Genomic DNA, 16,386 nt, shown 5'->3' with positions numbered 1-16,386 from the left:
TGCGGACCACAAGGTTATCCTTGTGCCTCACGGCTTTGTTGGCAGAATTAATGAATTTCTGACAGAAAGTGTTCAACAGCCTTGTTGAATTCATAAGGCATATCCGCATTGGCGCAGTGCCCCGCGCCGGGCAGCTGCACAAGCCGGGAATTCATCTCTAATTGGTGCAGCTCATCAGCCGCCGTCAGGATAATCGGAAGATCAAATTCTCCAACGACAATCAGAAGGGGATAAGGCATGGGTGTGTCTTTGCTGATGAAGAAAGTATTCATACCTGCCATTGACCTGAATGATCTTCTTCTGAAATGCTGGCTTCCTTGAGCGAATAATACCTTGCATTCCGCCGTATGACAGGAGACTGAGGTTACATATTCTCTGAACTTTCTCAGGGGCTGCAGCATGTACAGCAGCCACCTCAGCCCTTCTTTTCGTTGCCCCTTCAAGACGGCTTCATTGGCCTTATGTATGGAGTAACCGCCAACAATAGTAACCGACTTAACCTCATGCGGGTAACGATCGGCAAATGCCTGGGCGGCAAGTGACCCCGCGGATACCCCCAGCAGATGGCAATCCCTTATCTGGTGCTCACTCAGAATCTGGTGCAGCAGTTCAGGAACATCCTGCAAAGTAACTTTGGAGCTTGGAAGTGAACGGCTCCCATGGCCAGGCAGATCCAGTAGAATCAGCTGATAATTCCTCTTGAAATGGGCGATCTGCTGCTCGAATATCGTATAGTCAGCAAAGGCTGGATGCAGCATCAAGATCGTCTCTTGGCCCTCATTAGGAATCCAGATATAGGAGTAGTCCTCATTCTTGAAATACAGCTTGCGCAAGCTCAGTGAAGTGTCCATTCAGCCTTCGGCCTCCAATTCCTTCTTGAGTCTTGTGAACCATTCCAGCATGCTCTGGTGATAAAAGAGCCCCAGCTCCAGGGTCTTGAGCTGGTAGGCCGCTATGCCCTCAAGATGGCCGGGTATCTCCTTCTGATTAGCCTCCACAGAGGCGGCTTCGAATTCATGAACAGACGCTTCGAGCTGGTCAATGACTTGGCTCAGGATGATTAGGCGTTCTGTCTTCGTCATCAGCCCAAGGAAGAACAACCGGGTAGTCACTTCCTGCTCCAGACGGCTGGGTGTGACTTCGGTCAACATCCAGTCCATGAACTGCTGCCTTCCGGTTGGGTGGATCGAATAGATCTTCTTTTTCCGCCCATTCTCGGTTGTATCATGACATTCAATATAGCCCTGGCTCTCCAGCTTCTTCAGAGCGGCTTGAATACTGCCTAGACTGGCACTATAAAAGGGAGAAACTTTCTGACTAAGCACTCTTCGGATATCATATTGGGATAGTCTTCGAATCATCAGAAGTCCCAGAATGACATAGACCATCTTCTAATTCCTCCTGCTTGGAAAAGATACCTCAAGTATAATATACCTAATAGGTATATTCAAGCAGCGTCTCCGGATTTCCAACGGGCTATCTAAGTCAAGGCTGTCAGAGCTTGCGAATCGGCCAGATTAGAACGTCCAGCTGTTCTGTGTAAGTAACTACAGAAGGCTCAGCATCATGCTTAAGTCCAAGTGATGGCGTTAAAGTATTGTTCAGGATTTCGATCCGTGCTTCTTGTAAAGGCCAAGGAAGGTGGTGGATATCCACGCTGTACAGCTGTCCCTTGGCATCAGCCGTGTATAGGCAGTATCTTTCGGTAAGCCAATGAACAAGTGAACCGGGTTCAGCTTGAAAGGCTTCCGGGGAGACCGGGGTATAACAAGCTTTGAATTCGGCTTCCTGCCCGTGCTCTTGTCTTGTGCTCTGATAAGAGACGGAGTTGTCCTCGAAGCGGGCGTGCATCCTGGCATGGTGATAGGGCAGATGACCGAGGGTACGGGCCGCTCCCACCGCTAATGGATTGGAGGCTTCGAGCGTGAAGAATAAGACACCGGGCCTGCCGTGGTATTCAACATAAGTACGGACATTTAATTCAAGCATCCGGCGGGTAAATGGCACGGGAGGAAGCCCCCTTAGTCTGAGCGGATCGATCAGGAACGGGGATACGCTTATCCAGGGTCTTCCTTCGAAGAGCTGAAGGTTAAGGCCGGGAGGAATGAACGGAAGCAGATCGGCTTCCTCAACCGGCCAGTGGGCGAACAACAAATTTCTCCATACTTGCTTCATAATCCAAGGGCCTTCTGGAAAAGAGATCGGACGATGATCCGTAATCTGCAGGATGTTACTGTTATTCATGATATTCCCCCTATGTACGCATGGCTGGATTTATCTCTTCTATTACCCATTTAAGCGGGAGACGCCGGCCTCTAACAGGCAGATAGCCTGTGATATATGGGATTTCTGGGTATAATATATAGACAGAAGCTCACACTACCAAGGCCGAACAAGTGCCGAATAATAGAATCCCTGGAAAAGGAGATACAAATGACTGAGGAGAAAACAACACCTGAAGCTGGATGGAACTTTGACAACAGTTATGCCCGCCTGCCGGAATCGCTGTACCAGGTGGCTAATCCTACTCCTGTACGTTCGCCGGAACTGGTCGCAGCCAGTGGTGAGGTTGCCAAAGCCCTGGGGCTGGATATTCAAGCTTTGCACAGCCGTCAAGGCATAGAGATTCTCGCTGGTAATCAGCTCCCGGAAGGTGCACTGCCTATTGCGCAGGCTTATGCTGGACACCAATTCGGGTATTTCACGAAGCTTGGTGACGGCCGTGCTGTCCTTCTTGGGGAGCAGATCACCCCTGGGGGTGAACGGTATGATATCCAGCTGAAAGGTGCGGGCCGAACCCCCTTTTCCCGCGGCGGCGACGGCCGTGCCGCACTTGGACCCATGCTGCGGGAGTTCATTATCAGTGAAGCGATGCATGCGCTTGGAATTCCTACCACACGCAGTCTGGCGGTTGTGACTACAGGGCAACCCGTGCAAAGGGACACAGAGCTGCCCGGCGCGGTTCTAACCCGTGTGGCTGCCAGTCATCTGCGCGTAGGGACATTCCAATATGCGGCCGCCGGGGGCACTTCTTCCGAGGAACTCCAGACTTTGGCTGACTATACAATTCAAAGGCATTTCCCGGAGGTCCTTGCGGAAGAGAACCGTTATCTGGGGCTGCTTCAGCAGGTAATCCAGCGGCAGGCCGAGCTGATTGCCAAGTGGCAGCTGGTCGGCTTCATACATGGGGTAATGAATACAGACAACATGGCTCTTAGCGGGGAAAGTATTGATTTTGGGCCGTGTGCATTCATGGATACTTATGATCCGGACACGGTATTCAGCTCCATTGACCAGGAAGGACGCTATGCCTATGGCAATCAGCCGCAGATTGCGGCCTGGAATCTTGCGAGATTTGCCGAGACGCTGCTGCCGCTGCTGCATGCGGACAGAGAGGAAGCGGTCAAGCTGGCCGAGGGGGAAATTTATCGGTTCACAGAGCTGTTTCACGGTCACTGGCTGTCCGAAATGAGAGCCAAGCTGGGTCTGTCGAACGAAGAGCCTGAGGATGAATCCCTGATTCAAGAGCTGCTTGAGATGATGAAGAATACCCGCGCGGATTATACCAATACTTTCCGGGCGTTAACCTTCGGTAAGCTAGAAGATACTCCTATGTACGGCACCAATGAGTTTGCCGGATGGTATGAGAAGTGGCAGGCAAGATTAGACAGACAGCCAGAGGGCGCGGCTCACTCGGAAGAATTGATGCGAAGCAGCAACCCGGCTGTGATTCCACGGAATCACCGGGTGGAGGAAGCCCTTCAGGCAGCCGTGACTAAAGGGGACTACAGTGTAATGGAACGTCTTCTGGAGGTTCTCGCCAGTCCTTACGCCCACTCTGCTGATCAGCTTGAATATACCACAGTGCCAGAGAGCACAAGCCGCCCTTACCGGACCTATTGCGGTACCTGATCGGTGCTCGGCTGTAAAAGTAAGTGATTGCCCATCGTTACCTAACGCCGGGCAGCGCGCGCTGGAAGCTTCGCGCGCTGCAGATAATATCACAAGAAGCACCTTCAACCCGCAGGTTGTAGGTGCTTCTTTCTGTTGTGACTCAGAGTATGCGAAGCTGAACACTCCTAAACTACGCTAACCGATCTGGTGAACAAGGAGGACTGCGGAGGATTCTAAGAACATTAGATTATGGATTTCAAGAGAGCCTATATACAGATCATTCGGGCCAGATTATACCCGGCAAATATGTGCCGGACAGTTATCACAGTGACACACATCGCGCAGGTGCTCCAGGTCGTAGATAACGATGTGACCATCTTCGATCTCGATAATCCCGTCTTTTTTCAGGTCACTAAGCATACGGTTAACACTTTCCCGGGTGGCACCGATCATATCCGACATTTCTGTGTTGTTGATCTTGATGGACAGGCGGCGGTGCTTGCCGTGAGCTTGCCCGTACGAGTTGTTCAGACGGATGAGCAGGGAGCAGAGTGCACCGGTCTTCCCGAACATGAGAAGATCGCGCATCTTAGTCTGGGTCAGCAGATGAGTCATTCCCTGCCAGCGCATGAATTCAACAGCCAGATCCCCATGCTGCCAGAGCAGCACTTCAAGATCCTTTCGCTGAATAACGCCCACTTCACAATTCTCAAGCGCTTCCGCACTTAACATATGAACGGATTCAGACAAGACATCCCCGTAACCGATAAGATCGCCCTTGTTATGAAGATACAGCGTGAATTCTTTGCCGTCATCTGCCGATTTCGTTACCTTGATACGGCCGCTGCGAACATAGTATAGGTAGTCCGCAGTGTCGCCTTCCCAGAACAGATTGGAACCTTTGTGAACATTTTTGGGATACATGATACTGCTGAGACGCTCAAAGTTCTCCTCTGAGAAAAATTGCCGAATACCTTGTGCCTGGTCCTGGTTAAGATTCGCTGTTTGTGTTCCTGATTGTTTGGTCATCATCCGTTCGTCCTCCTTGTTATCCGCTGAATTAATCATAACCCGAACTTCCATTTCTCGTTATCAGGGAAACCTCTGATCTTTAAGCAGAAATACCCTGAGAAGTCTATGAAATTCATCACAGTCCAGCTGTGACTTCAGTCATATTACGGAAAAGCTGCGTTTGTTACACTCCGGGTATAGGAGGCTTGGAAGAAGAGATATAGAGAAATCCTCTTCCAGGAAGAGAAACGGAGACATGACAAATGAAGACTCAAGAAGAGAAAGACAACAGCTTATCAGAAGTGAATGATGATACCTGGATGCTTAATCTGAGGTTTGTTCTGATTCTATTGGTCGTAATCGCCACAGGGATTGAGCCCGTAATGAGCCGGTTCGGAATGCTGGAGGATCTGCATGCCTGGATCTTTATATTCCATATCCCGCTCTTCGCATTTGTGACCGGGTATTTCTCAAGGCATAATCTGCTCGGAAGGAAAGGACTCGCATCTCTTGGTTCTATTGCCGTTCATTATGTAATTTTTCAGACTCTATATTCAACGCTTGATGTATTATTCTTTCAGGCTTCTCAGCAGAAGCATTCCTTTTTTGTTCCTTATCTGATGCTTTGGTTCCTTGTAGCCCATATCGGGTGGCGGGTTCTGCTCCGGATTATGTGTGCGCTGAATCTCAAGCATCCTGTTCTGATCTCTGCGGCTTTGGGTGTGGCTGCCGGTTATCTGGGACACGATGGTTCCTGGCTCAGCCTGTCCCGCTTATTTGTATTCCTGCCATTCTTCGCAGCAGGTTACAGCCTTCATACACGCAAGCTGCTGGTCTTATGCAGCGGACCAAGCCGCATAGGGCTAGGCGGCCTGTCTATCATTCTGCTTGCTGCGGTCTCGCTGCTGCTGGCTTGGCACAGTACACCGGATTGGCTGTACGGCAAGTTCACCTATGCGGAGATGGGCATAGAAGGACCTGCTGCCGCATTAACCCGGATCGGCTGGTATTTACTGCAAGCTGCGGGAAGCTTGACCTTTCTGGCTCTCATACCACAGCAACGTTCGATTATAACAAGTCTGGGATCCAGAACACTGTATGTCTTCTTACTCCATGGCCTGTTCATCCGAAGCGGAATCCGGCTCGGGCTGTATGACAATGTCCGTCAACCCGCCGATCTCGTTGTTCTTGCGATAGCTATTGTAGGTATTACGGTTATTCTTGCCCTGCCACAGACACGGCAGATCACTAAGTGGTTAATCGAACCGGATCTTGGCGGATTCGCACGTATGGGACGTCAGCTGGCAGTACGCTGGCATCCGCGGCGAGTGCTTAAGAAGCTGTGAGCTAACGCACAGATTAGAGGTTATAGGCGAACTACAATGAGAAAGTAAGTAGAGGAGATGAGCATATGGCATTAACACAGACATTTGTAATGGTGAAGCCGGATGGTACCAAGCGGGGGCTCGTTGGTGAGATAATGAGCAGATTTGAGCATAGAGGGTTCAGGCTGGTTCATGCGAGACAGCTATTGATGGATAGCGCGATGGCTGAGCAGCATTACGCGCACTTAAGTACAAAGCCGTTCTTTCAGGAAGTAGTCGACTATATTACATCTGGTCCCGTGTTCGCTATGGTATGGGAAGCGGAGAATGCCGTTCAGCTCTCCAGAAGTATGATCGGGGCCACCAATCCGGCTGAAGCTGCACCAGGTACGATACGCGGTGATTTTGGAACCTCTGTTGAAGCCAATGTGATTCATGGATCAGATTGCCCGGAGAATGCCGAACGAGAAATCTCCGTATTTTTCGGTCAATAGAAGATAGTAGAAGGAATATGGATGTGCGGCATAGACCCTTGGTATTGCACCAGGGCTTATGCCTTTTTTGGACTTAAGGCTTGTAAGAGCTCTAATCCCATTCTGATCACAGGAGGTAACAGGATGTTAACTGGATTGATACTGGCAGGCAGTTCCGAGGCTCAGGGAGATTGTCAGGTGGAGGCACTCCTTCCCTATAACGGAGGGCTGCTGATTCATACTCAAATCAGGGAAATGCAGGAAGTATGTGAAGAGATAATTGTTGCTACGCCGGACCCGCGGCCATTTCTGAGGAATCTCGATCCGGGTATAAGAATAATTACTGATTTCTACCGAGGGAGAGGGCCGCTTGGAGGAATGTATGCAGGGCTTAGCCTATCCAAACATTCGAATATATGGACGGTCGGCTGCGATATGCCTTACATTTCTGCTGCAGCCGCTTCACTGCTGCTGGAGTGCAAGCAGGAGGGGTATGAAGCCGCGATTCCATGGATTGGCGGCGTCAGCTATCCGCTTCACGGTGTGTATGACAAGTCCTGTGCGCGATATATTCAGACCTTGATAAATAATGGTGATTATCGCCCAGCTTCGCTAATCCGCAGGCTTAACAGCCTGGATATACTTGAGCACCGATTCGAGGAGATGGGACTGGATCTGGGATTCGTTAGAAGTCTTGATGAGCCAGGGCTTGCACCGGATGGAACAAGCCGGGTAGAAAGCAGCATCATATACACGACAAATTGAGTAGGAACTTACGAGCAGCTTCGGTGGAGATCTCCGCCGGGCTGCTCTTTTTACAGAAATAATGTCTGTCCTAAATATTTGTGAAAAAAATCACAAAAGTGTGATGTATGTCACATTTTGTGTTTCGTAGAGGCTCTACAATAAAGACATAAAGAACAGGGAGATGGTTAAGATGATGAAATGGTTAAGAGAGAACAAAATTGCAGCAGTCCTGTTGGTCATTGTACGGATCTATGTTGGTTGGGAATGGCTTACCGCCGGATGGCATAAGTTAACTGGCGGCTTCGACGCAAGCGGCTTCCTGAAAGGCGCAGTGGCCAAGCCGGTTATGGATAAAGCTACGGGTGAGCTGGTCTATCCGAACTTCGTAGCATTCCTTGATCATTTTGCGATACCAAACGCTAAGTTGTTCAATATATTAATTCCACTGGGAGAATTCCTGGTAGGACTTGGACTCATCCTTGGCTGCCTAACAGCAGCCGCAGCGTTCTTCGGACTATTAATGAACTTCATGTTCATGTATGCCGGTACCGTAAGCACTAATCCATGGTTAATCATGCTAGGAGTCATCATCGTCGCTGCAGGCGCTAACGCTGGCAAGTTCGGAGCCGACTATTATGTACTTCCTTACCTCAGAGCGGTGTTCGGTAAGCTGTTCAACCGGGGAGCAGGTAATGTAGGAAAAGGAAATGCAGCAGCGAAATTGTAAGAGGTATGCATGACTTAGTCAGATAAAAGAAACATATTAAGAACCGTGGCCTTGCTCGAGGCCGCGGCTCTTTTATGTTAGTAGAGTGGAGGAATTATGGCGTTGTCGAAATTTCCTTATTTTAACTTATAGGTGGTAAGAAACTATGATAAATTATGAGAATAATACGTTATAGGAGGAAGAAGAAGTGAAATTGAAGTCAAAATATGTATTGGGTGCCCTGACCCTCGCTATAGCTTCTGCCGAGGGATTCGGAGCTTATGCTCCGGAGGCTGATGCCAAAGCTCAAAGCAAGAATCTCTATTTCAAGAACTGTACAGCTGCGAAAAAGGCCGGTTATTATAATATAAAAAGAGGGGCGCCGGGTTATCGGAAAGCTCTGGATCGGGATAACGACGGCATCGCTTGTGAAAAGTAACATGTTAAAGACACAAGAATCCCCTTAAATTATAAAGGGGTTCTTGTGCAAATAAGGAGAGGAGTAATATTGGGTCATATTCCCAATAAACGTAAATTTTTTATATGAAAGCGCTTTAAAAACGTCTTGCCAATCTTTATTTGACCTTGTTATAATCACTTTGAAAAGGTTCTCAAAACAAAGGAAGTTAATAAAATGAAGACAACAATTCGAGATGTGGCCAAAATGGCGGGCGTGTCAATCAGCACCGTATCACGTGTAATGAATACTCCCCAGTCGGTTGTGGAGAGCAAGCGTATTCGCGTGCTGGAGGCTATTGAGAAGCTTAAGTATCAACCCAATTCGTTCGCCAGAGGGCTGATTTACAAAAAATCTTTTACGCTGGGCCTGCTTATTCCCGACATTGAGAATTTCTACTTCTCGGGAGTAATTCGGGGAATGCAGGATGCATGCATCAAGCTCGGTTACAGTCTGATGATATGCAATACTGACCGGGACAAGCATAGGCTGCTCACGTACATCGATAACTTTCACGAGAAGCAAGTGGACGGAGTCGTGTTCGCCAGTGATATTCTATACCGGGAGTATTATGAGAAGCTGGTCGGATACAGAATTCCGTTCGTGCTGCTATCATCCCATTCGGATGAATTCGAAGTTCCCAGCGTTGAGATTGATGATGAGTCCGCCGCTTATGATGCGGTGAAGTTCCTCATCGAGATTGGACACCAGGAGATCGGGATGATCGGATTCAATCACGATAATTCCATCTCAGGCCCCCCACGTTACCGAGGGTTCGTAAAAGCACTAGCTGAATTTGGTCTTGAGCGCAATTCTCACAAGATTAAGTATGCAGCCCATCGATTTGAACATGCCTATCAGGCAGCACATGAACTATTTACCGAGTATCCAGAGCTTACGGCCGTGTTCTGTGTCGCGGATGAGTTCGCAATGGGAACCATATCTTACTTGAAAGACCGGAGTGTCCTTGTGCCAGGGCAGGTGTCTGTTGTTGGTTTTGATAATCATCGAATGGCCAGTATGTTTGTTCCCAAGCTTACAACGATCGCACAGCCAATATACGAATTAGGTTACCGGGCTGCGGAGAAGCTTCATGAGCTTATAGGGACAGGATCTGTAGAAGTAATGAGGGAGCGTATGAAGCACAAGCTGGTGGTCAGGGAATCATCCCGAGAGAAGTAATTCGGGTATTCGGATTTTGCATGAAAAGCTTTTCAAAATGGATCATAAAGATTGATATGAGAAGAAGTTTGTTTTTTATAGAGGATAAGTTTATTTTTTTCAGGAGTCATGTAAGCGCTCTATTTAATTGTTTGTTTTTAGTGCATGATTAAGATAATTCCATTCACTCATGAATAAACTTGCAAGGAGGTGATCCAAAAGGGAAACCGGTTTCGGACCATCGGAACATCGAACGTCTGCAATTCTTAATCATTTACTAAAGGGGATGTGTGCGAGGATGAAAAAGACAGGGAAAACAAAAGCTTCACTACTTATGGTAGCATGCCTATCTTTGACAATGATGCTCAGCGCTTGCGGAAGTGGTGGTGGCCCTACAGATCCTGCGGCTTCTACGAATACAAACAACAACAATAACAATACAACCACCACGACAACAACTGCGGCAGCAGGTGCTGAACTGGATAAAGCGTTGAAAGGTGAATATAAAGGCAAGAAAGTAACCATGTTCGGACCATTCGTGGATGCGGACCAGAAGAAATTTGAAAGCAGCATTAAGGATTTTGAAGACAAAACAGGAATTGATATTCAATATGAAGGCTCCAAGGAATTCGAAGCCACCATCAACATTCGTGTTGACGGCGGGAGTGCTCCGGACATTGCGGACTTCCCGCAGCCAGGCTTGCTGAATTCGATTGCCAAGACAGGTAAGGTTGTCGACCTGACCAACGTGCTGGATCAGGACAAAATGAAACAAAATTACAACCAAAGCTGGCTGGATATGTCCATGATGGACGGCAAGGATGGCAAAATCATGGCCGGCATCTGGAACCGCAGTAACGTGAAGAGCCTTGTGTGGTACCCAAAGAAACAATTTGATGAAGCCGGATACAAGGTTCCACAGACTTGGGATGAAATGATGGCTCTGACTGAACAGATCGCCAAGGATGGAGATCCAGCTTGGGCCATCGGTATCGAGAGCGGTGCGGCAACAGGCTGGGCGGCAACGGACTGGATCGAGAACATTATGCTTCGTACAACAACCCCTGAGAACTATGATAAATGGGTAAAAGGTGAACTTCCGTTCACTTCCCCTGAGGTCAAGCATGCGGTGGAGGTAATGTCCAAAATCTGGATGAACAAAGACTATGTGTACGGCGGAACGAAATCCATCGTAACGACAGCGTTCGGGGATGCGCCAAAACCAATGTTCGAGAACCCTCCGAAGGCTTGGTTCAACCTGATGGGTAACTTCATTACCAGCTTCTTCCCGGCATCAGCCAAAGTGGACCAGGACTACGATTGGTTCTATCTGCCGCCAATTGATGAGAAATATGGCAAGCCGGTACTTGTAGCAGGCGATATTTATGCGATGTTCAATGATCGTCCGGAAGTACGTGCGGTGATGCAGTTCTTCACTACAGGTGAATCTATCAAGACCTGGGTTCAATCCGGTGGCGTAATCGCACCGATGAATGATGCTTCCCTTGACTGGTATCAATCTGAATCGGATCGTCGTATGGCGAAGCTGGTTCAGGAAGCTTCCACACTTCGCTTCGACGGCTCTGACTTGATGCCTGGTAAAGTGGGTGCAGGGACGTTCTGGAAAGGGATGACGGACTACGTGAGTGGTACAGCTACACTGGACGACGCACTCAAACAAATTGAGGCTGGCTGGAAAAACTAACTATTCTTGAAGCCGCATAAGCGGATAGGCGGATTTTAGCAGGAAGAGGGGCAGCCGGTAAGGTGAATGGAGTGCCCCTCTTTTTGTTCTTTTAAATGCTTACGAAGAAAGTTTTGCTTCGCAAAACTAAGCTTATGCTCACGAAGAAAGTTTTGCTTCGCAAAACTAAGCTTATGCTCACGAAGAAAGTTTTGCTTCGCAAAACTAAGCTTATGCTCACGAAGAAAGTTTTGCTTCGCAAAACTTATAGGAGGATCAATTATGGATGCACAAGCCAAGCAAAGAATCAGCATGAGGGCGGTGTTGTTGTCCCTTGGCGTACTGCTCGCCAATATTGTCATTAATGGCCTGATCTTTATGTTTTTCCGTGACTCAACATTGAACCCGCTGCTTACTGCAATTCTTGCGGTCCTTTGGGGGGTTGTGGGTGTCTACCTGATTTACTACACTTTGAGCTGGGCGGCCGAGCAGTATCCAGACTATGTCCGCAGAAAGATATTACCTTATATATTTATCGGACCTGCGGTCATTGTACTGGGCTGGTTGCTCGTACTGCCAGCTATAAGAACGCTGTATTTAAGCTTCTTCGATGCTTCATCCGACAAGTTCGTTGGCTTAGGAAATTATATTGCTATTGCTATATTCAGTGATCGTCTAATGGCGACAGCGCTTCGCAACAATCTGTTATGGGTGTTCGTGGGGACACTTGCGTGTGTGGCATTTGGTCTTCTGATTGCAATTCTCGCGGATCGAAGCAGCTATGAGAAAATTGCGAAATCTATTATCTTCATGCCGATGGCTATTTCGTTCGTGGCTGCCGGTGTTATCTGGAAGTTCGTCTATTACTATCAACCGGGTGCTGAGCAGATTGGTCTGCTTAACGCGATTGTGGTTGCTCTTGGCGGTGAGCCCCAGGCATGGGCAAGTATGCTGCAGCCGTGGAATAACTTTTTCCTGATTATTATCCTGATCTGGATGCAGACCGGATTTGCTATGGTCATCTTCTCCGCAGCGATCAAAGGTGTGCCGGATGACATCCTCGAGGCTGCGCGTGTGGACGGGGCCGGTGAGATCAAAATCTTTTTCGGTATTATTATTCCGTTCATATCTACTACGATCTTGACGGTTACAACGACAATTATCGTCTTCACGCTGAAAATATTTGACGTCGTCATGGTGATGACGGGGGGTCAATACGATACAGAGGTAGTGGCAACACAGTTCTACCGGCAGTTCTTCATGTACCGGAACTTCGGTTACGGCTCCACGCTGGCTATCGTGCTGTTAATTGCTGTTCTGCCTGTAATAATCATTAATCTTCGTCAGTTCCGTAAGCAGGGGGGATTCTAATGGCCTTCAAGAAGAAAAGAAAACGCGGCAAATGGATCGTTAACATTGTACTGGGCTTCATCTGTCTGATCTGGCTGCTTCCTACCCTGGGACTCTTAATCTCGTCCTTCAGGCCTGCTGCTGATATCCTTCAGACAGGTTGGTGGAAGGTGCTGCCCCACCAAGAGTGGAAGGCAGCCGGGGATTCAATCAAACTGCCGAAGGATGTGGACCTTCGTGGTCCAATTGAGGTTAACGGCAAGACTTACACGGATGACCAGCTCAAAGCGGGGGTAGAAGTTGATGGCAGCCGGCTGATCTGGGAGAACCGCAGAGCCCGGGTCATCAGTGTCGAGAAGCAGGGCTGGGTAACCAGCACCCAGCTGACACTGGATAACTATAACAACGTGATTACAGGTAAGGAGTATACGATTAAGAATGCGGACGGAAGTGAATCGACGGAGAAGGGCACAGGCTTGTCCCAGGCTTTCTGGAACACACTGACCATTGCTGTACCCGCTACGGTAATTCCGGTGCTGATCGCTTCTTTTGCCGCCTATGCCTTCGCTTGGCTCCGGTTCCCGGGCCGCAAAACCCTGTTCGTCATTATTATTGCCATGCTGGTAATCCCGATTCAAGTAGCCTTGATCCCGGTGCTTAAGGATTACACCTCTCTGGGGCTGAACGGAAGTTACCTCGGCATCTGGCTGGCTCATACCGCCTTTGGTCTTCCGCTGGTGACCTATTTCATGTACAACTTTATCAGTCAGCTGCCAAAGGATCTGTTCGAATCGGCTTTTATGGATGGCGCGAACCATTTCACCATATTCAGCAAGCTCATTCTGCCGTTGTCTGTGCCAGCGCTGGCATCGATCGGGATCTTCCAATTCCTGTGGGTATGGAACGATTACCTCGTATCGCTGATCTTCATCGGCAACCAGCCGAATGTTCAGGTCATGTCCATGAAGATCGCAGACCTTGTAGGTTCAAGAGGCAACGACTGGCATTTGCTGACTTCGGCAGCCTTCATCTCCATGCTGATGCCGCTCGCAATTTTCTTCCTGCTGCAGAAGTATTTTGTCAGAGGCTTGATGGGCGGGTCGGTTAAGGGCTAGATGGGCTAGATATAGACAGAGCAGAATTCGGCTTCAGTTAAAATAAGGCTGTGAGGAGGCTATTCAACAAGATGAAGATGAGATCATACGAACACCCGGAGCCGCTGTATCCTTATGCGGACTGGAGCCTGTCCGAGGACCACTATGATGAGATGAACAACCAGAGAAGCGAGAGCCTGTTCGCCACGGGTAACGGTTATATCGGGATGCGAGGGAACTTCGAAGAAGGCTTCCATGGCAGTGAAGGAACCTCGGTAACAGGGAACTATCTAAATGGATTCTATGATTCCGAACCGATTGTATATCCTGAGGGGGCCTACGGCTATCCTTCACGCAACCAGGCGATGCTGAATGTCACCAATGCCCAGATTATTCAGCTTTTCGTGGAGGGAGAGCAATTCCACCTTAATAGAGGCACAATTCTTAGCTTTAAGCGAGAGCTGGATATGAAAAGGGGCTACCTGCTAAGAGAGGTAGACTGGGAGTCCCCGGCTGGGCATCAGGTACGGATCCGAATCCGCAGACTGGTGCCGCTTGCACATAAGCATTTGGCAGCCGTGGATTATGAGGTTACGGCGCTTAACTTTGAAGGAACGGTGACTTTATCTTCGACTATGGATGGCAAGATTGCGCAGCAGGAGGCGACGGATGATCCGCGTCTGGGCGGGGGCACTGCGCTGCCGAGCTTGATACTGCAAAGTATGGAGCACAATGAGAATTTCTCGGTCATGGAGCAGCGTACACGGCATACGAAGTTTGCGTTAGTCACGGCGATGAGCCACTTGGTAAGCTCAAATTCAAATGTTGAAGTGGCCGAGAAGAAGGAAGAGGAGCGTCTTACGGTGGAGTATGCGGTTCCCCTGCTCAAGGGGGACAGCACTTCCCTAACGAAGTACATTTCTTACCATACATCGAAGGACTATCCGGAAGCCGAACTCTTTGAGCGGACAGTTCAGGTGCTTGGTATGGCGGGGGAGACCGGCTTTGAGGCCCTCCTTCAGGAACAGGCCGCCTTCTTGGAGGCGTTCTGGAGACATGCCGATGTGGAGATTCATGGCGATCCAGCTCTTCAGCAGGGGATTCGCTTCAATGCGTTCCAGCTGCTGCAGTCCGTGGGCCGCGATGGATTGACCAATATCGGGGCGAAGGGCTTAACCGGGGAAGGATATGAAGGGCATTATTTCTGGGATACGGAAATGTACATGCTTCCTTTTTTCACCTATACCCAGCCACAGATTAGCCGATCTCTGTTGGAGTTCCGGTATGCTACTCTGGAGAAGGCTAGGGAGCGGGCATCCGTGATGTCCCAGAAGGGAGCTCTCTATCCTTGGAGAACGATTGATGGAGAGGAGAATTCCTCCTACTTCCCGGCCGGGACTGCACAGGCGCACATTAATGCAGATATTGCTTATGGAATCAAGCAGTACGTACTCGCCACGGGAGATATGGAGTTTCTGGTTACGAAAGGTGCTGAGATCCTGTTCGAGACCTCACGCTTCTGGGTCGATCTGGGGCACTTCAATCCAGCCAAAGGTGGTGCTTTCTGTATTGACGGGGTAACGGGCCCGGACGAATATACAGCCATCGTGAATAATAATGCTTATACGAATCTCATGGTTCAGGATCAGCTGAACTATGCTTATCAGACTGCTGAGCTTCTGCGGAATGAATATCCCGATCAGTATGAACAGCTGTCCAGCCGTATTAACCTTACGGATGAGGAAATGAAGGTGTGGCTGGAGGCGGCGAACAAGATGTTCGTGCCTTATGATGATGAGCTGGGGATCTATGCCCAGGATGATACCTTCCTCAACAAGCAAAAGTGGGACTTCGAGAACACACCTGCGGACAAATATCCGCTGCTGCTGCATTTCCACCCGCTCGTCATCTATCGTCATCAGGTGCTGAAGCAGGCGGATCTGGTGCTTGCGATGTTCCTGCTCGGGGACAAGTTCACCAGGGAAGAGAAGGTTCGCAATTATAATTATTACGAGCCGCTCACAACTCATGACTCCTCCTTGTCGCCTTGCATACACAGCATTCTCTCCGCCGAGATCGGGGAATTGGAGAGTGCGTATGCTTACTTCGACCGCACGGTCCGAATGGATCTGGACGATATTAACCAAAATGCGAAGGATGGTCTGCATACCGCGGCGATGGCTGGCTCATGGATGTCAATTGTGAACGGATTCGGCGGAATGCGCCTGATTGACGGCAACTTAGAGTTCAATCCTGTGCTGCCCGCGCAGTGGGAGAGCTACCGCTTCAAGATCGTGAATAAGGGCGCATTGCTAGATATCCTCGTTAATGGGGAGGGTGTACAGTATACCCTTCTTGAAGGGGAGACGCTCACGGTTAAGCATAGGGGGAAGAGTCTTGTTCTGGCAGGGAATGAGCCGGTGAGAATGTGACGTGCTATCAGAAATCAGTTAGATAAATGATTATGCAGCAGAAGTTTACAGT

The 16,386-nt window shown here is 49.1% G+C and carries 15 protein-coding genes; 11 read left to right on the top strand and 4 right to left on the bottom strand.

Annotation, left to right across the window (positions count from 1 at the left end; all coding sequences use genetic code 11):
* Positions 1-47: 47 nt before the first annotated feature.
* From LDO05_RS13280 to LDO05_RS13270, 3 genes are all read right to left on the bottom strand, one after another.
* A complete protein-coding gene (locus LDO05_RS13280) occupies positions 48-851 on the bottom strand; it encodes an alpha/beta fold hydrolase (RefSeq protein WP_251375856.1) in 804 nt (267 codons plus the stop codon).
* Complete coding sequence (locus LDO05_RS13275) at positions 852-1,388, bottom strand: helix-turn-helix transcriptional regulator (protein WP_251375855.1); 537 nt, start codon at positions 1,386-1,388, stop codon at positions 852-854.
* Between the two features lie 106 nt (positions 1,389-1,494).
* Positions 1,495-2,244 carry a YqjF family protein gene (locus LDO05_RS13270; protein WP_251375854.1) on the bottom strand — a complete coding sequence of 250 codons (750 nt, stop codon included), beginning with the start codon at positions 2,242-2,244 and terminating at the stop codon, positions 1,495-1,497.
* A gap of 189 nt (positions 2,245-2,433) precedes the next feature.
* On the opposite strand from LDO05_RS13270, the gene LDO05_RS13265 reads away from it, so the two are divergent.
* On the top strand, positions 2,434-3,912 hold the full coding sequence (locus LDO05_RS13265; RefSeq protein ID WP_251375853.1) for a protein adenylyltransferase SelO: 1,479 nt from the start codon (positions 2,434-2,436) through the stop codon (positions 3,910-3,912).
* Between the two features lie 273 nt (positions 3,913-4,185).
* Here the strand turns inward: LDO05_RS13265 and LDO05_RS13260 are convergent, their stop codons facing one another.
* Entirely contained in the window at positions 4,186-4,926 is a 741-nt protein-coding gene (locus LDO05_RS13260) for a Crp/Fnr family transcriptional regulator (RefSeq protein WP_251375852.1), read from the bottom strand.
* Between the two features lie 242 nt (positions 4,927-5,168).
* Between LDO05_RS13260 and LDO05_RS13255 the strand changes: the two genes are divergently transcribed.
* From LDO05_RS13255 to LDO05_RS13210, 10 genes are all read left to right on the top strand, one after another.
* Positions 5,169-6,251: an acyltransferase family protein gene (locus LDO05_RS13255; protein ID WP_251375851.1), complete on the top strand. Its 1,083-nt coding sequence runs from the start codon at positions 5,169-5,171 to the stop codon at positions 6,249-6,251.
* A 65-nt stretch (positions 6,252-6,316) separates the two neighbouring features.
* On the top strand, positions 6,317-6,724 hold the full coding sequence (gene ndk, locus LDO05_RS13250) for a nucleoside-diphosphate kinase (RefSeq protein WP_251375850.1): 408 nt from the start codon (positions 6,317-6,319) through the stop codon (positions 6,722-6,724).
* 123 nt (positions 6,725-6,847) lie between these two features.
* Positions 6,848-7,468: a molybdenum cofactor guanylyltransferase gene (gene mobA / locus LDO05_RS13245; RefSeq protein WP_251375849.1), complete on the top strand. Its 621-nt coding sequence runs from the start codon at positions 6,848-6,850 to the stop codon at positions 7,466-7,468.
* 172 nt (positions 7,469-7,640) lie between these two features.
* Positions 7,641-8,177, top strand: coding sequence for a DoxX family protein (locus tag LDO05_RS13240; RefSeq protein ID WP_251375848.1), 537 nt, complete (start codon positions 7,641-7,643; stop codon positions 8,175-8,177).
* Positions 8,178-8,364: 187 nt separating this feature from the next.
* Positions 8,365-8,595, top strand: coding sequence for an excalibur calcium-binding domain-containing protein (locus LDO05_RS13235; RefSeq protein WP_251375847.1), 231 nt, complete (start codon positions 8,365-8,367; stop codon positions 8,593-8,595).
* Between the two features lie 195 nt (positions 8,596-8,790).
* Positions 8,791-9,795, top strand: coding sequence for a LacI family DNA-binding transcriptional regulator (locus LDO05_RS13230; protein ID WP_251375846.1), 1,005 nt, complete (start codon positions 8,791-8,793; stop codon positions 9,793-9,795).
* A 277-nt stretch (positions 9,796-10,072) separates the two neighbouring features.
* Positions 10,073-11,479, top strand: a complete 1,407-nt coding sequence (locus tag LDO05_RS13225) for an ABC transporter substrate-binding protein (RefSeq protein ID WP_251375845.1) — start codon at positions 10,073-10,075, stop codon at positions 11,477-11,479.
* Positions 11,480-11,740: 261 nt separating this feature from the next.
* A complete protein-coding gene (locus tag LDO05_RS13220; protein WP_251375844.1) occupies positions 11,741-12,829 on the top strand; it encodes a carbohydrate ABC transporter permease in 1,089 nt (362 codons plus the stop codon).
* Complete coding sequence (locus LDO05_RS13215) at positions 12,829-13,923, top strand: carbohydrate ABC transporter permease (RefSeq protein WP_251375843.1); 1,095 nt, start codon at positions 12,829-12,831, stop codon at positions 13,921-13,923. The genes LDO05_RS13220 and LDO05_RS13215 overlap by 1 nt, the downstream gene beginning before the upstream one ends.
* A 71-nt stretch (positions 13,924-13,994) precedes the next feature.
* Positions 13,995-16,334 carry a glycoside hydrolase family 65 protein gene (locus LDO05_RS13210; RefSeq protein WP_251375842.1) on the top strand — a complete coding sequence of 780 codons (2,340 nt, stop codon included), beginning with the start codon at positions 13,995-13,997 and terminating at the stop codon, positions 16,332-16,334.
* Positions 16,335-16,386 lie beyond the last annotated feature (52 nt).

This window comes from Paenibacillus sp. YPG26 (assembly GCF_023704175.1).
Lineage (GTDB): Bacteria > Bacillota > Bacilli > Paenibacillales > Paenibacillaceae > Fontibacillus.
The sequence above is the reverse complement of the archived record's forward strand: the minus strand, read 5'-3'. Positions and strand labels throughout refer to the sequence as shown.

What these genes read in the sequence shown, in the direction of transcription:
- LDO05_RS13280 (WP_251375856.1), bottom strand. Translation starts at nt 851, where the DNA reads ATGGACACTTCACTGAGCTTGCGCAAGCTGTATTTCAAGAATGAGGAC.
- LDO05_RS13275 (WP_251375855.1), bottom strand. Translation starts at nt 1,388, where the DNA reads ATGGTCTATGTCATTCTGGGACTTCTGATGATTCGAAGACTATCCCAA.
- LDO05_RS13270 (WP_251375854.1), bottom strand. Translation starts at nt 2,244, where the DNA reads ATGAATAACAGTAACATCCTGCAGATTACGGATCATCGTCCGATCTCT.
- LDO05_RS13265 (WP_251375853.1), top strand. Translation starts at nt 2,434, where the DNA reads ATGACTGAGGAGAAAACAACACCTGAAGCTGGATGGAACTTTGACAAC.
- LDO05_RS13260 (WP_251375852.1), bottom strand. Translation starts at nt 4,926, where the DNA reads ATGATGACCAAACAATCAGGAACACAAACAGCGAATCTTAACCAGGAC.
- LDO05_RS13255 (WP_251375851.1), top strand. Translation starts at nt 5,169, where the DNA reads ATGAAGACTCAAGAAGAGAAAGACAACAGCTTATCAGAAGTGAATGAT.
- ndk (WP_251375850.1), top strand. Translation starts at nt 6,317, where the DNA reads ATGGCATTAACACAGACATTTGTAATGGTGAAGCCGGATGGTACCAAG.
- mobA (WP_251375849.1), top strand. Translation starts at nt 6,848, where the DNA reads ATGTTAACTGGATTGATACTGGCAGGCAGTTCCGAGGCTCAGGGAGAT.
- LDO05_RS13240 (WP_251375848.1), top strand. Translation starts at nt 7,641, where the DNA reads ATGATGAAATGGTTAAGAGAGAACAAAATTGCAGCAGTCCTGTTGGTC.
- LDO05_RS13230 (WP_251375846.1), top strand. Translation starts at nt 8,791, where the DNA reads ATGAAGACAACAATTCGAGATGTGGCCAAAATGGCGGGCGTGTCAATC.
- LDO05_RS13225 (WP_251375845.1), top strand. Translation starts at nt 10,073, where the DNA reads ATGAAAAAGACAGGGAAAACAAAAGCTTCACTACTTATGGTAGCATGC.
- LDO05_RS13220 (WP_251375844.1), top strand. Translation starts at nt 11,741, where the DNA reads ATGGATGCACAAGCCAAGCAAAGAATCAGCATGAGGGCGGTGTTGTTG.
- LDO05_RS13215 (WP_251375843.1), top strand. Translation starts at nt 12,829, where the DNA reads ATGGCCTTCAAGAAGAAAAGAAAACGCGGCAAATGGATCGTTAACATT.
- LDO05_RS13210 (WP_251375842.1), top strand. Translation starts at nt 13,995, where the DNA reads ATGAAGATGAGATCATACGAACACCCGGAGCCGCTGTATCCTTATGCG.